12 protein-coding genes and 1 riboswitch are annotated in these 14308 nt (G+C 75.0%); of the genes, 5 read left to right on the top strand and 7 right to left on the bottom strand.

All coding sequences use genetic code 11. The annotated features are described in order from the left end of the window. Positions 1 to 127: 127 nt before the first annotated feature. Positions 128 to 1699 carry an SDR family oxidoreductase gene (locus ACP7CD_RS13980; RefSeq protein ID WP_426120450.1) on the top strand — a complete coding sequence of 524 codons (1572 nt, stop codon included), beginning with the start codon at positions 128 to 130 and terminating at the stop codon, positions 1697 to 1699. Here the strand turns inward: ACP7CD_RS13980 and ACP7CD_RS13985 are convergent. Further along, positions 1665 to 2564: a sulfurtransferase gene (locus tag ACP7CD_RS13985; protein WP_426120451.1), complete on the bottom strand. Its 900-nt coding sequence runs from the start codon at positions 2562 to 2564 to the stop codon at positions 1665 to 1667. The two genes, ACP7CD_RS13980 and ACP7CD_RS13985, sit on opposite strands and share 35 nt — an antisense overlap. Before the next feature lie 87 nt (positions 2565 to 2651). On the opposite strand from ACP7CD_RS13985, the gene ACP7CD_RS13990 reads away from it, so the two are divergent. After that, a complete protein-coding gene (locus ACP7CD_RS13990) occupies positions 2652 to 3779 on the top strand; it encodes a tellurite resistance/C4-dicarboxylate transporter family protein (protein WP_232035199.1) in 1128 nt (375 codons plus the stop codon). A gap of 71 nt (positions 3780 to 3850) precedes the next feature. Here the strand turns inward: ACP7CD_RS13990 and ACP7CD_RS13995 are convergent, their stop codons facing one another. The 3 genes from ACP7CD_RS13995 to ACP7CD_RS14005 all read right to left on the bottom strand — a co-directional run bounded on the left by ACP7CD_RS13995 (position 3851) and on the right by ACP7CD_RS14005 (position 7100). Next, the gene (locus ACP7CD_RS13995; protein WP_426120452.1) at positions 3851 to 5038 is read right to left on the bottom strand and encodes a cystathionine gamma-synthase; all 1188 of its coding nucleotides are present in this window, start codon (positions 5036 to 5038) and stop codon (positions 3851 to 3853) included. Positions 5039 to 5046: 8 nt separating this feature from the next. Then, complete coding sequence (locus ACP7CD_RS14000) at positions 5047 to 6375, bottom strand: O-acetylhomoserine aminocarboxypropyltransferase/cysteine synthase family protein (protein ID WP_109221296.1); 1329 nt, start codon at positions 6373 to 6375, stop codon at positions 5047 to 5049. A gap of 37 nt (positions 6376 to 6412) precedes the next feature. After that, positions 6413 to 6534: riboswitch (SAM riboswitch) on the bottom strand. Between the two features lie 113 nt (positions 6535 to 6647). Then, the gene (locus ACP7CD_RS14005; protein WP_017834841.1) at positions 6648 to 7100 is read right to left on the bottom strand and encodes an Lrp/AsnC family transcriptional regulator; all 453 of its coding nucleotides are present in this window, start codon (positions 7098 to 7100) and stop codon (positions 6648 to 6650) included. Positions 7101 to 7341: 241 nt separating this feature from the next. On the opposite strand from ACP7CD_RS14005, the gene ACP7CD_RS14010 reads away from it, so the two are divergent. Genes ACP7CD_RS14010 through ACP7CD_RS14020 form a run of 3 tightly spaced genes read left to right on the top strand, consistent with a single transcriptional unit; the run spans position 7342 to position 11104 of the window. After that, a complete protein-coding gene (locus ACP7CD_RS14010) occupies positions 7342 to 8517 on the top strand; it encodes a thiamine pyrophosphate-dependent enzyme (RefSeq protein ID WP_336650429.1) in 1176 nt (391 codons plus the stop codon). Continuing rightward, positions 8514 to 9563 carry an alpha-ketoacid dehydrogenase subunit beta gene (locus ACP7CD_RS14015; RefSeq protein ID WP_017834839.1) on the top strand — a complete coding sequence of 350 codons (1050 nt, stop codon included), beginning with the start codon at positions 8514 to 8516 and terminating at the stop codon, positions 9561 to 9563. The genes ACP7CD_RS14010 and ACP7CD_RS14015 overlap by 4 nt, the downstream gene beginning before the upstream one ends. A gap of 2 nt (positions 9564 to 9565) precedes the next feature. Continuing rightward, on the top strand, positions 9566 to 11104 hold the full coding sequence (locus ACP7CD_RS14020; protein WP_426120453.1) for a dihydrolipoamide acetyltransferase family protein: 1539 nt from the start codon (positions 9566 to 9568) through the stop codon (positions 11102 to 11104). Between the two features lie 189 nt (positions 11105 to 11293). Here the strand turns inward: ACP7CD_RS14020 and ACP7CD_RS14025 are convergent, their stop codons facing one another. The 3 genes from ACP7CD_RS14025 to ACP7CD_RS14035 all read right to left on the bottom strand — a co-directional run bounded on the left by ACP7CD_RS14025 (position 11294) and on the right by ACP7CD_RS14035 (position 14167). Beyond that, positions 11294 to 12547 carry an alpha-hydroxy acid oxidase gene (locus ACP7CD_RS14025; protein WP_426120454.1) on the bottom strand — a complete coding sequence of 418 codons (1254 nt, stop codon included), beginning with the start codon at positions 12545 to 12547 and terminating at the stop codon, positions 11294 to 11296. 78 nt (positions 12548 to 12625) lie between these two features. Further along, on the bottom strand, positions 12626 to 12787 hold the full coding sequence (locus ACP7CD_RS14030; RefSeq protein WP_426120455.1) for a hypothetical protein: 162 nt from the start codon (positions 12785 to 12787) through the stop codon (positions 12626 to 12628). 186 nt (positions 12788 to 12973) lie between these two features. Then, entirely contained in the window at positions 12974 to 14167 is a 1194-nt protein-coding gene (locus ACP7CD_RS14035; RefSeq protein ID WP_017834835.1) for a glycosyltransferase, read from the bottom strand. Positions 14168 to 14308 lie beyond the last annotated feature (141 nt).

A 14308-nucleotide genomic window follows, 5' to 3' on the forward strand; every position in this document is an offset into this window, starting at 1 on the left:
TCCCCGCACGACGACGGGCCGAACGGCCGCGATGCTCCGGCACGCGGCCGTTCCGCGTGCCGGGACCGGGCCGGGCTCCTGTCGGGCGGCGTTGGTAGGCTCGCGGGACCCGCACGAAAGGCAGGCCATGAGCTCTCCCCAGCGCGTCCTCATCACCGGTGCCACCGGTTACATCGGAGGGCGCCTGGCGCCCAGGATGCTGGAGGCCGGGCACACCGTGCGCGTCGCCGTCCGGTCCCCCGGCAAGCTGCGCGCCGTGCCGTGGCGGGACCGGGTGGAGGTCGCCGAGACGGACCTCAACGACCTCGACGGGATGACCGCCGCGTGCCAGGACGTGCACACCCTCTACTACCTGGTGCACTCCATGGGCGGTTCCCGGGAGTTCGAGGAGGAGGAGGCCGAGATGGCCCGGACCGTGGCCCGGGCCGCGGAGCGGGCCGGGGTGCGGCGCATCGTCTACCTCTCGGGGCTGCACCCCCAGGGCGTGGAGCTGTCCCAGCACATGCGCTCCCGGGTCCGGGTGGGCGAGATCCTGCTCGCGAGCTCGGTCCCGGCGGTGGTCTTCCAGGCCGGCGTGGTCATCGGCTCCGGCTCGGCGTCCTTCGAGATGATCCGCCACCTCGGCGACACCCTCCCGATCATGCCGGCGCCGTCCTGGGTGACCAACAGCATCGAGCCCATCGCCGTCCGTGACGTGCTGTACTACCTGATCCACGCCATGGACCTGTCGGAGGGCCTCAACCGCACCTTCGACATCGGCTCCCGCGACGTCATGACCTACGCGGACGCCATGCGCCGCTACGCCCGGGTGGCCGGGCTGCGCCGGCGGGTGGTCTTCCACTTCCCCCTCCCCGCGCCCCGGCTGTCCGGGTTCTGGGTGGGCATGGTCACGCCGATCCCCCTGGGCCTGGCCGTGCCGCTCGTGCAGTCGCTGCAGCACGACGCCGTGTCGGGCGAGCACGACATCGACGACCACATCCCGCCGCCCCCCGAGGGGCTGGCCGGCTACCGCCGCGCCGTGGCGCTCGCGCTGAAGAAGATCGAGGACAACTCCGTGGAGACCACGTGGGACGTCCACTACAGCTCCTCCGAGGCGGCCGCGGACCCGCTGCCCTCGGACCCGGACTGGGCAGGGCGCACCGTGTTCGTGGACGAGCGCAGCCGCACGGGCCCGGCGCGGCCCGAGCAGGTGTGGCGGGTCGTCGAGTCCATCGGCGGGCGCAACGGCTGGTACTCGCTGCCCCTGGCGTGGCAGGTCCGCGGCGTCATGGACAAGCTCGTGGGCGGGGCCGGCCTGAACCGCGGCCGCCGCGACGCCACGGACCTGCAGGTGGGCGAGTACGTGGACTGGTGGCGCGTCGAGGCCATGGAGGAGGGGCACAAGCTGCTCCTGCACGCCGAGATGCGCGCCCCCGGCCGGGCGTGGCTCGAGCTGTCCGTGGGGCCCGAGGGCGAGGGCAGCCGGTACACGCAGCGGGCCATCTTCTTCCCCCGGGGCCTGCCGGGCCGGCTCTACTGGTGGGGCGTGTGGCCCTTCCACGGCTTCATCTTCCCGTCCATGGCCCGCAACATCCTCGCCACCGCCGCCGCGCTGGACGACCCAGCCCCCGGCGCCCCGGGACAGTCGGACCAGGCAGACCAGGCCGACGAGGCCGCGGCGCGGATCAGTCCTGCCGGGGAGACCCCGGCCCGCGGCTGAGCCCCTCGGGGCCCGCCACGGGCCGGGGACCGGGGCGGCCCCACTCGCTCCAGGAGCCGTCGTAGACCGTCACGTCCTCGCGGCCGGCGAGGTGGGCGCCGAGCGCCAGGACGCACGCCGTGAGGCCCGAGCCGCAGCTGGTGACGATCCGCCGCCCCTCGGGCGCGGCCGCCGCGATCCGCTCCCGCAGCTGCGGCAGCGGCAGCAGCCGCCCCTGCCCGTCCTGCAGGTCGGTGTAGGGCAGGCTGACCGCCCCCGGCATGTGCCCCGGGCGCAGGCCCGGCCGCGGCTCGGGCTCGGTGCCCGCGAACCGGCCGGCGGAGCGGGCGTCCAGGACGGTGGCGTCCGGGTCGGCCAGGGCGCGGGCGACGTCCTCCGCCCCGACGAAGCCGCCCTGACGGGGCACGAGCTCCACGTCGCCGGGCTCGGCCGGCGGCGCGGCGTGCGCCCCCGTGGGCCGGCCCTCCGCGGCCCACGCCGGGAGGCCGCCGTCGAGGACGGCGACCCGGTCGAAGCCCGCGGTCCGGAGCAGCCACCAGACGCGGGCGGACGCGAAGACGCCCTTGGCGTCGTAGGCCAACACCGTGCTCGAGTGCGAGATGCCGAGCGCCCGGGCCGCCGCGCTCAGCTGCTCCGCCGGGGGCGCCGTGTGCGGCAGGTCCGAGGACGGGTCCGAGAAGGCCCCGTCCAGGTCCAGGAGCACCGCCCCGGGGAGGGCCTCGTCGGTCCGGTTGAGCGTGGAGCTCGCGTCCACGAGCACCAGCCGGGGGTCCTGGAGGTGCTCGGCCAGCCAGTGGGTGCTCACCACGGGCCCGGGGAGCTCGAGCGATGCGCTGATGTCGTCGTTCCGGGTGCCGGTGCTCATGCGTCCAAGGCTAGTTCCGCCGGGGCAGTACCGTCCCGGCAGCCGCACGGGGCGGGGCCGCGGGCGGGGCCCCGGTAGCCTGGGCAGGTGGCCGAATCGCTCCGACAACGTGTCCTCGGCGGCGTCCGCGGCCTGGCGCCCGGTTACTTCGCCCTCGTCATGGCCAGCGGCATCCTCTCGGTGGGCCTGCAGATGCAGGGCTTCGCCGCGCTGTCCACGGCCCTGCTCGCGGTGTGCGCGGGCAGCTGGGCGGCGCTGTGCCTGCTCACCGTCTGGCGGTTCGCCGTCTTCCGGCGAGAGTTCGTCGTGGAGTTCCTCGACCCTCGCCGCGCGTTCGGCTTCTTCACCTTCGTGGCCGGCACGAACGTGCTGGCGTCCCGGCTCGCGACGACGGGCTGGCACGGGGCCACGGCCGCGCTCCTAGGACTCGCCGGGGCGGTGTGGCTGGGCCTCGGCTACGTGGTCCCGTGGAGCGCGGTGCTCTCCCGGCGCACCCGCCCCGTGGTCAGCACCGCCAACGGGACCTGGTTCATCTGGGTGGTGGCCAGCCAGTCCGTGGCCGTGGCCGCCGCGGCCCTGGACCCGGTGGTGGGCAGCGACGCCTGGCGGCACGTGCTCTCCGTCGTCGCGGTCGCCGGCTGGTCCGTGGGGCTGTTCCTCTACGCCGCGGCGGGCGTGCTCGTGACGCTGCGCATGATGCTCTATCCGCTGCGGCCGGTCGACCTGACCCCGCCGTACTGGGTGGCGATGGGCGCGTGCGCCATCACCGTGCTGGCGGCATCCCGGATCGTGGAGATGTCCGACACCCCGATGGTCGCCGTGGTCCGCGGGCTCGTGGCGGGTCTGGGCCTGGTCTTCTGGGCGTTCGCCACCTGGTTGATCCCGGCCCTGGTGGCGGCCGGGTGGTGGCGCCACCGCGTGCACCGGGTGCCGCTGCGCTACGAGTCCTCGCTGTGGAGTGTGGTCTTCCCGCTGGGGATGTACGCCGTGGCCAGCATCTATCTGGGTCGCGCGGACGACCTGCCGATCGTGGGTCTGGTCGGGGCCGTCTGGCTGTGGGTGGCCCTGAGCGCCTGGGCGATGGTGTTCACTGCCATGCTCGTGCACCTGGTCCGCCGGCTGCTCCTCGGCCGGGAGGATCCGGCTCCGGCCTGGCCGGAGCCGGACGCATCCGTCAGGCCGGACCCAGGGGGCGGACCGGGCGCGGCCCGCTGACCCGGCGGAACCGGCGCCGCCGGCGGCGCCGGCGGCGCCGACGGCGCAGCCGACCGGGCGGAAAGGACCGGTCAGGCGGCGAGCGCGCGCTCGAGGTCCTCCAGCTGGTCCTCGACGTCCTCGATGCCCACCGAGAGCCGCACCAGGTCCACGGGCACGGCCAGCGCGGTGCCCTTCACGGAGGCGTGCGTCATCTCCGAGGGGTAGCAGATCAGGGACTCCACCCCGCCCAGGCTCACCGACAGCGAGTACAGCCGGGTGCCCTCCGCCACCGCCCGGGCCGCGGCCTCCCCGCCGGTCAGCCGGAAGGAGACCATGCCGCCGAACCCGCGCATCTGCGCGGCGGCGAGCGCGTGGCCGGGGTGCCCGGGCAGCCCGGGGTAGAGCACCTGCGCGACCTCGGGGCGCTCCAGGAGCCACTCGGCGATCCGCTGCGCGTTGTCCTGGTGGCGCTCCATCCGCAGGCTCAGGGTCTTGAGCCCGCGGGCGGCCAGGTAGCTGTCCTGGGGGCCCGCCACGGCGCCGGCGGCGAACTGCTGGAAGCCGACCGCCTCGGCGAGCGGGGCCCCGCGCCACTGGGCCGCGCCCACGACCACGGCGCCGCCGAGCACGTCCGAGTGCCCCCCGATGTACTTCGTGGTGGAGTGCACCACGGCGTGCGCGCCGAGCTCGAGGGGGGTCTGCAGGTACGGGGACGCGAAGGTGTTGTCGACGACGAGCAGCGCCCCGGCGTCCCGGGCCAGCTGCGCCCACGCCGCGACGTCGGCGATGCCGAGCAGCGGGTTGGACGGCGTCTCGAGCCACAGCACCTTCGTGGCGCCGGGGCGCACGGCCGCCCGGACGGCGTCGAGGTCCGTGATCTCCACGGGCGTGTGCCCGATGTCCCACGGGGCGAGGCCCCGGGTGATCAGCCGGTTGGTGCCGCCGTAGCCGTCGGCGCCGAGCACGATGTGGTCGCCCGGGCGCAGCACGGCGCGCAGCAGGGCGTCCTCTGCCGCGATCCCCGAGGCGAACGCGAACCCCCGCTCGCCGCGCTCCAGGGCCGCGAGCTGCTTTTCGAAGCCGCTGCGGGTGGGGTTGGAGCCGCGGCTGTACTCGTGCCCGGCGCGCAGCACGTTGATCCCGTCCTGGGCGAACGTGGAGGTCTGGTAGATCGGCGGGATGACCGCCCCGGTCAGCGGGTCGGGCTCCTGGCCGGCGTGGACGGCGGTGGTCGTGAAGCCCCGGTGGCGGGTGCGGGTCTCGGTGGGGGACGTCATGGCGGGGCTCACTTCCGGGTGGTCTGGACGGCGGTGACGACGGTGTCGAGGGCCTGGCCGAGGTCGGCCACGAGGTCCTGGGGGGACTCGAGGCCGATCGAGAGCCGGATCGTGGTCTCGGCGATCCCGCCGGCCCGGCGCTGCTCGGGGGTCAGGCGGCAGTGCGTCATGGCCGCCGGGTGGGCCACGAGGCTGCGGGTGTCCCCGATGTTGGCGACCAGCTTGAACAGCCGGAGCGCGTCGATGAACGGGCCCACGGCGCCGTCCGGGGCGGCGAGGTCGAAGGAGAACACGGAGCCGGTCCCGCGCGGGAAGTCCCGGGCCGCGATCCCGGCGCCGGGGTCCCCGGGCACGCCGGGGTGGTGGACGCGGGCGACGGCGGGGTGCCCGGCCAGGAACTCGGCCACCGCCAGCGCCGAGGCCGTGTGGCGGGCCACGCGCAGGTCGAGGGTCTCGGTGCCCTGCAGGATCTGGCTGGCGTTGAACGGGGAGAGCGTGGTGCCGAGGTCGTGCACGTACTTCGCCCGGACCAGGTGCAGGTAGGGGCTGGCGGCGGCGCACTTGTCGACGAGGCTGAGTCCGCCCCAGCGGGCGCGGGCCTGGGTGAACTGCGGCCACTTGTCCGGCCGGGCGGACCAGTCGAAGGTCCCGCCGTCCACGACCGCCCCGGCGAGCGCGTTGCCGTGCCCGCCCAGGAACTTGGTGGCCGAGTGCACCACGATGTCCGCGCCCTTCTCCAGCGGCCGGTACAGGGCCGGGGACGCGAGGGTGTTGTCGACGACGACAGGCACCCCGGCGGTCCGGGCGACGTCGGCGATCCCGGGCAGGTCCGGGAGGGTGGCCAGCGGGTTGCCGATGGACTCGAGCAGGAACGCGCGGGTGTCGGGGCGCACGGCCGCGGCCCACGCCCCCGGGGCGGTGGGGTCCACGAAGGAGACCTCGATGCCGTAGTCCGCGAAGGAGTCGGTGAGCAGGTCCACCGTGCCCCCGTAGAGCTTCTCGGAGGCCACGAGGTGCTTCCCGGCGCCCTGGCCGAGCAGGGCCAGCAGCGCCACGGCCACGGCGGACTGGCCCGAGCCGGTCGCCACGGCGCCCGCGCCGCCCTCGAGGTCGCTGATCCGCTGCTCGAGCACGGCCACCGTGGGGTTGCCGGTGCGCGTGTAGGTGAAGCCTGCCCGGGTCTGGGCGAACATCTGCCGGGCCGCCTCGTAGTCCGGGAACTCGAAGGCCGCGGTCTGGTAGATCGGCACCGTCAGGGTGCGCTGGACGACCTGGTCGTGGGTGCCGGCGTGGATCTGCCGGGTCGCGAGGTCGTGGTCGGTCACGGGGATGGACATGGCGCTGCTCCTGTGCCTTGCTCTTACCCGCACCGGTCATCCGCGCGGGCCCGGTGGGCACGCCGCGGAAGATGCAGGCCGCTTCCTCATCCGAACCACCCAATGAGCATGGGGTTGGTGCGTGACCAAGTCGGAGCTTGGCGGTCACGTCTCGTGAAGCTGGAACAACACTATGCGCAGAGGTAGTGGGTGTCCCTCCGCGTCGGAAGATGACGACCGTGACGGTTCGTGACGCCGGCCGTGCGCGCCGGGCCCGGCGCGGGGCCGGCGCGTCAGGCCCGGGTGTCGATGTCCTCGAAGATCAGGAACGTCTGGGTGTCCACCACGCCGGGCAGCTGCTGGACGTGCTCGAAGATCACCTGCCGCAGGTGCACGGTGTCCACGGCCCGCACGAGGAGCATGACGTCGAAGTTCCCGCCCACCAGGGCGATGTGGTGCACGGCGGGGATCGCCTGGAGCTGGGCGCACAGCTCCCGCCAGGTGTTCTGCTGGAGCTTGAGCGTCACGTACGCGGAGGCCTGCAGGCCCGCCCGGACCGGGTCGATCACGGTGCTGAAGCGCAGGATCACCCCCTCGTCCCGGAGCCGGTTGATCCGGGCGTAGGCGTGGGCGCGGGAGACGTGCACGGCCGCGGCGATCGCCGTCACGGACTGCCTCGCGTCCCGGGACAGCTCCGCGAGGATCTTCCGGTCGGTCTCGTCCAGCGGCACGGGGGTCGAGGGCACGGCGGGCTCCTTCGGGGCGGGTCGGGCGCGGGGCCCGGAACGTGTCGGACGAATGCGTGTGCTCCACGCCACACTAGAACATTTCGTCCACGCGCGGTGCACTGTCCGTCTCAGACTTCTGCATTTTCCCCGCTCTGTGGATACGAACCATGCCCGGTTCCCATACTGGGGAGACAGAGCCGCACCACCTTCCTGCCCTCCCCGGACCGCGGCCGCACCGGGGACCGACCGAGGGGACACCATGAGCCAGACCGTCGAGACCCCCGAGGACCCGATCCTCCGGGCCTCCCAGAGCTTCGGCATCACACCGGAGCAGTACATGCTCCCGGCCCGCGGCGAGATCCGCATGGTCGACCCGAGCGGGCGGCTGCTCGCCCCCGAGGAGCAGGGCACCGGCCCCGGCCACGAGTACCCGCTGCCGGCCCCGGACGTCCTGCTGGGCGCCTACGAGAAGCTGGTGGTCGGGCGGCGGGTCAACGACCAGAACTCCGCGCTGGTCCGCCAGGGCCGGATGGCCGTCTACCCGTCCAGCCACGGCCAGGAGGCCTGCCAGGTGGCGGCCGCCCTGTGCCTCGAGGAGGGCGACTGGCTGTTCCCCACCTACCGGGACACCGTGGCGGTCATGACCAAGGGCGTGGACCCGATGCAGGTCATGGCGATCTTCCGCGGCGAGTGGCACAGCGGCTACGACCCGCACGAGCACCACGTGGGCATCCAGTCGACCCCGCTCACCACCCAGCTGCTGCACGCGGTGGGCGTGGCCCACGCCGCCAAGCTGCGCGGCGAGGACACCGTGGTCCTGGCGATGTGCGGGGACGGCGCCACCAGCGAGGGCGACTTCCACGAGGCCCTGAACTTCGCGGCCGTGTTCAAGCTGCCGGTCGTGTTCTTCGTGCAGAACAACGGCTACGCGATCTCCGTGCCCCTGTCCCAGCAGTCCGCGGCCCCGAGCCTCGCCCACAAGGCGGTCGGCTACGGCATGGCCGGCGAGCGCGTGGACGGCAACGACCTCGTGGCGCTGCTCGCCACCCTGCGGCGCGCCGTGGACCTGGCCCGCTCCGAGTCCGAGCCCCTCCTCGTGGAGGCGCACACCTACCGCATGCAGGCGCACACCAACGCCGACGACGCCACCCGCTACCGGGACGACGCCGAGGTGCAGGAGTGGATCGCCAAGGACCCGGTGACCCGGATGCGCGCCTACCTCGGCGCCGAGGGCGTGCTCGACGACGCGGCGGAGCAGCGCATCGCCGCCGCCGCCGAGGACGTCGCCACGGCCCTGCGCGACGGCATGAACGCCGACGTGGAGATCGACCCGCTCGAGCTGTTCCGCCACGTCTACACCGAGCAGACCCCGCAGCTCGCCGAGCAGGAGCAGTTCCTGACCGCCGAGCTCGCCCGAGAGGAGACCGGACAGTGAGCACCCTGCATGCCCCCGCCCCGGCCGGCGAGGCCCCGGCGGTCAAGCCCGCCACTTTCGCCCAGGCGCTCAACACCGCCCTGGCCGACGCGCTGGCCGCCGACCCCGCCGTCGTCGTCTTCGGCGAGGACGTCGGCACCCTCGGCGGCGTCTTCCGCATCACCGACGGGCTGACGAAGCGCTTCGGCCGCACCCGGTGCTTCGACACCCCGCTGGCCGAGTCCGGGATCGCCGGCATGGCCGTGGGCATGGCGATGAACCGGATGCGCCCCGTCATCGAGATGCAGTTCGACGCCTTCGCCTACCCTGCCTTCGAGCAGGTCGCCTCGCACATCGCGAAGATGCACAACCGCACCCGCGGCGCCGTGCGCCTGCCGATCGTCATCCGGATCCCCTACGCCGGCGGCATCGGCGGCGTGGAGCACCACTGCGACTCCTCCGAGGCCTACTACGCCCACACCCCCGGGCTGAAGGTGTTCACCCCCGCCACGGTCGAGGACGCCTACCTCATGCTGCGCGAGGCGATCGACTCGGACGACCCCGTCGTGTTCTTCGAGCCCAAGAAGCTCTACTGGTCCAAGGCCCCCGTGGACCTGGCCGAACTGAGGGACCGCTACGAGAACGGGGCGCCCGAGCGCCGGGAGGGCCGCGCCGTCGTCGCCCGCGCCGGCGAGGACGCCACGCTGCTGGCCTACGGGCCGTCCGTGCCGACCGCCGTGGCGGCCGCCGCGGCCGCCGCCGCCGAGGGGCGCTCGCTCGAGGTCGTGGACCTGCGCAGCATCGTCCCGTTCGACGACGAGACGGTCGCCGCGTCGGTGCGGAAGACCGGGCGCGTGGTGGTCGTGGCCGAGGCGCCGGGCTTCGCGTCCGTGGCCGCCGAGATCGTGGCCCGCGTCCAGGAGCGCTGCTTCCACTCCCTGGCCGCGCCCGTGCGCCGCGTGACCGGGTTCGACATCCCGTACCCGGCGCCCAAGCTCGAGGAGCACTACCTGCCGAGCGTCGACCGCATCCTCGACGCCGTGGACGACCTGCAGTGGGAGGACTGACCATGACCGTGAAGACGTTCACCCTGCCGGATCTCGGCGAGGGACTGACCGAGGCCGAGCTCGTGAGCTGGCTCGTCCAGGTGGGCGACACCGTCGCCGTGGACCAGCCGATCGCCGAGGTGGAGACCGCCAAGTCCGCCGTGGAGGTGCCATGCCCCTTCGCCGGGACCGTGCACCAGCTGCACGGCGCCTCGGGGCAGACCCTCGACGTCGGCGCGCCGCTGATCTCCGTCGACACCGCGGACCGGGCCGGGACGCCCGCCCCGCAGGGCGGCGGCCCGAAGGGCGGGCAGTCCTACCGGGAGGAGGAGCGCGCCGGGGCGGACCCCGCGGCGGCCGCCGCGGCCTCTGCGGTCGCCGCGTCCGCCGACGACGACGCCGGGTCGGGCAGCGTGCTCATCGGCTACGGCACGCCCGCCGGCGGCACGGCCGGACGCCGGCGCCGGCCGAAGCGGGCCGGTGCCACCGGCCCGGCCGCCTCCGCCGCCCGGCCGGTCCCCGAGCCCGCCCGCGCGCGGGCCGCGGAGCAGGCCGCGGCCCGGGCGGCGCAGGCCGCGGGTGCCGCCCACGACGCGATGGCCTCGGCCCCGCGCCTGGCGCCCACGGTCGTCTCGCCGATCGTGCGCAAGCTCGCCAAGGACCGCGGGGTCGACATCTCCACCGTGCGCGGCTCGGGCCCCGGCGGGCTCATCCTGCGCCGGGACGTGGTGACCGCGGCGGCCGCCCCCGCCGCCACCGCCGCACCGGCCGCACGGGAGAGCACGGCCCCGACGTCGTCGGCCCCGGCGCCGTCCACCACCGCGGCGCCGTCCGCCGTGGACGCCCGCACGGGGCTCGGGGTCGCGGAGCGGGTCCCGGTCTCCGGGATCCGCAAGGCCATCGGCCAGGCCATGACCCGTTCCCGCGCCGAGATCCCCGAGGCCACCGTCTGGGTGGACGTGGACGCCACGAGGCTCGTGGAGCTGCGCGCCGAGCTCAAGGCCCAGGACCCCGCGACCGCCCCGGGGCTCATGGCGCTGATCGCGCGGTTCGTGCTCGCCGGCCTGGCCCGCCACCCCGAGCTCGCCACGCGGATCGAGACCCTCGAGGACGGCAGCCAGGAGATCGTGCGCTTCGACGGCGTGAACCTCGGCTTCGCGGCGCAGACCGACCGCGGGCTCGTGGTGCCGAACATCCGCGGCGCGCACACCCTGAGCGCCCGCGGGCTCGACGCCGAGCTCCGGCGGCTCACCGAGCTCGCCCGCTCCGGGAAGGCCGGGCCCGCCGAGCTGTCCGGCTCCACGTTCACCCTCAACAACTACGGGGTGTTCGGCACGGACGGGGCCGCGGCGATCATCAACCACCCGGAGGTCGCGATCCTCGGGATCGGCCGGATCATCGACCGCCCGTGGGTGGTCGACGGGCAGCTGGCCGTCCGCAAGGTCACCCAGCTCTCCCTCGCGTTCGACCACCGGGTGTGCGACGGCGGGGCCGCCGGCGGCTTCCTGCGCATGGTGGCCGACGCGGTGGAGAACCCGGTGTCGGTGCTCGCGGACCTGTAGCGGCCCCCGGTCCCGCCGCCGCCCGCGAGGGGTCGCGTCCGGCGCACCCCCATCGCGAGGGGTCGCGTTCGGCTGGTATCGCGGTCACTTGTCGACAGAACGCGACCCCTCGGCAGCGGCGGAGGCGGAACGCGACCCCTCGGCAGCGGCGGAGGCGGAACGCGACCCCTCGGTGCGGGGGCCGGTGGTTCAGCGCCGGTCGGCCGGGGTGTCCCGGCGGGAGGCGGCGGGGTGGTGGCGGGCGCCGAGCAGGTGCGGGCCCAGGTCGGCGACCGTCTCGGCGCCCATCAGCTGCATGCTGATCCGCACCTCCTCGGCCAGCAGCTCGATCGCCCGCTCCACGCCCTGCTGCCCGCCGGCCATCAGCCCGTAGAGGTAGGCCCGGCCGATGAGGACGAAGTCCGCTCCGGCGCACAGGGCGGTGATCACGTCGGCGCCGCTCATCACCCCGGAGTCGAGGATCAGCTCGACGCCCTCCCCCACCTCGTCCCGCACCTCGGGCAGCGCGTGCAGCGAGGCGGGGGCGCGGTCCAGCTGGCGGCCGCCGTGGTTGGAGACCACCAGCCCGTCGGCCCCCGCGGCCAGGGACTGCCGGGCGTCGTCCCGGGTCAGCACGCCCTTCACGAAGAGCTTCCCCGGCCACACGGAGCGGATCCACTCGAGGTCCGCGTAGGACAAGGTCGGGTCGAACATCGAGTTCGTGATGGTGGGCAGGTCGGCGCTCGTGCTCGAGAGGGACGCGAACTTCAGGGAGTCCGTGGTGAGGAAGTTGAACCACCACTCGGGCCGGTAGGAGGCGTCGGCCACCGTCCGCAGCGTGATCCTGGGCGGGATGACCATGCCGTTGCGCACGTCCCGCAGCCGCTGGCCCGCCACCGGGGTGTCCACGGTGACGAGCAGGGTGCCGTAGCCGTGGGCCGCGGCGCGCTCCAGCAGGTCCCGGGACCAGGCCCGGTCCTTCCACAGGTACAGCTGGAACCAGCGGGTGGCGTCCGGTCCGGCCGCGGCGACCTCCTCCAGCGAGCGGGTGCCCATGGTGGACAGCGTGAAGGGGATGCCGGCCTGCTCCGCCGCACGGACTCCCCCGATCTCGCCCTCGGCGTGCATGAAGCGGGTGAAGCCGGTCGGGGCGATCCCGAACGGCAGCGCGGACCGCGCCCCGGCGATCGGCGTGGACAGGTCGGGAGCGGCGATGCCGTGCAGGATCCGGGGCAGCAGCTCGACCGCGTCGAACGCCTCCCGCGAGCGCCGGCGGGTCAGTTCGCGCTGGGCGGCGCCGTCCGCGTAGTCGAAGGCCGGGCGCGGGGTGCGGCGGCGGGCGATCCGGCGCAGGTCCCAGAGGTCCGCGGCCCGGGCGAGCCGGGCCGCGCGGCGGTCGAGGGCGGGGGTCTCGAACTGCAGGAGCGGGCGCAGCTCGGACCACTGGGGCAGACGCCGTTCCACGGCGGACCTCCTGACGGTCGGGGTGTTCCCGACCACACTACGTCGGAGGCCCCGACGACGCCTTGGGCGGGGCGCCGTTCAGTCGGTCTCGGGGCCCGCGCAGTACGGGCAGTTCTGCTCGACGTCGGCCCAGCTGTGCCGCCCGCCCCGGAGGAGCGGTGCCGCCGGTCCGCGGCCGGCGGCGCCGTCCGGGCGCGAGGAGGTCCGGGGGGAACGGGGCGGGAGCAGGTCGACGGTCATGGTGCAGTCCTCCGGGAGGGTGGTGGCGGGCGGGGCGTCGCCCGGTCCCTCCAGTATCGGGGGCGTCATCCGTGCGGAACAGCGATGTTTTCCCATGCTGATCCGTCAGCCCCGCTGATGATTTCTGCCGGGGTCGCCAGCCCGGTCACGAGATCCCGGGGACGTGCCCCGGGAGGCGGCCCGCGCTCAGAGGCCGGTGAGGACGTCGAGGGCGGTGTCCAGGCCCTGCTCCGCCCGGACCGCGCGCCCCACGCGCTGCGCCCGCTCCCGGCGGGCGAGGGCGTCGCCCACGGCGGGGACCAGGGCCTCCGCCGTCAGCGACCGGCGCGGGATGGGGGCCGCGGCGATGCCGAGCCGGTGCAGCTGCCGGCCCCAGAAGGGCTGGTCGACGAGGAAGGGCACCACCACGGACGGGACGCCCGCACGGGCCACCGCGTGCACCGTCCCGGCTCCGCCGTGGTGGACCGCCACCGCGGCGTCCGGGAGCAGGGCGCCCAGCGGGGCGGCCGGCACCACCAGCACGTCCTCGCCGCGGCGGTCCGGCGGCAGGGACAGACCGCCCCAGCCCGTGACCAGGAGGGTCCGCAGCCCGTGGGCGCGCGCGCTGTCCACGACCGTCCTCCCCCGCGCGGACGGGTCCCCGGCCGCCATGGACCCGAAGGTCGCCACCAGGCACGGCCCGCCCCGGACGAACTCGGCCACCGCCGGGTCCGGGGCGGGGGCGGCCGCGCCGGGGTGCCAGGCACCGGTCAGGTGCACCCGGGCCGGCCAGTCGGCGGGCCGGGGCAGCAGCTGCGGGCTGATCCCCATCAGCGTGGCGCGGGAGGGTGCGGGGTGCCGGGGCGCCCGGCCGCCGGGCAGCTGCCGGCACGCGTGCTCGACGTCCCGGCGGAACAGCCGGGCGCCGCCGCGGGGCACCGCGTAGGTCGCCCGGTTGAACCGCCCGAGGTCCTTCGAGACCGTGGGCCCGCCCGGTGCGGAGAACTCCCGGGTGGGCGTCGCCACGGGCACGAACTCGGCGAGCGCGCGGGGGACGCCGAGGGCGTCGGCCACGGCCGGCGCGCTGAGGATCAGCGGGTGGTGCAGGACCAGGTCCGGGTCGAACGCCAGGGTCTCGCGCACCGCCGCGGAGAACATCCGCCGCATCCCGGGGCGGACCTCCGCGCGGACGTGGTGCACCGCCGCCCGCGGCGAGGCCCCGGGGGCGTCCATCAGCCGGTGGAAGTCCACGTCCAGGCCGACGGTGTCGATCCCGGCCAGGTCCACCCCGGAGTTCTCCGGCACCCCCAGCCGGACCCGGTGGCCCTGTGCGGCGGCGTGCCGGGCCAGGGCCGCGAAGGGCTCCACGTCGCCGCGGGTTCCGGAGGTCAGCAGCATCATGCGCACCCCCACAGTCTGCCCCGCGGCGGGACGGCGCACGAACGGACCGGCGGAGCACCCCGGGACCGCCGGGGCCCGCCGCCGCACCGGCCCCGGAACCGACGTAGTGTGGGGTGCACCCGGACCCCCGGGTCACCTGAC

The sequence above is a fragment of the Kocuria sp. LHG3120 genome (assembly GCF_049897445.1).
Lineage (GTDB): Bacteria > Actinomycetota > Actinomycetes > Actinomycetales > Micrococcaceae > Kocuria > Kocuria rosea.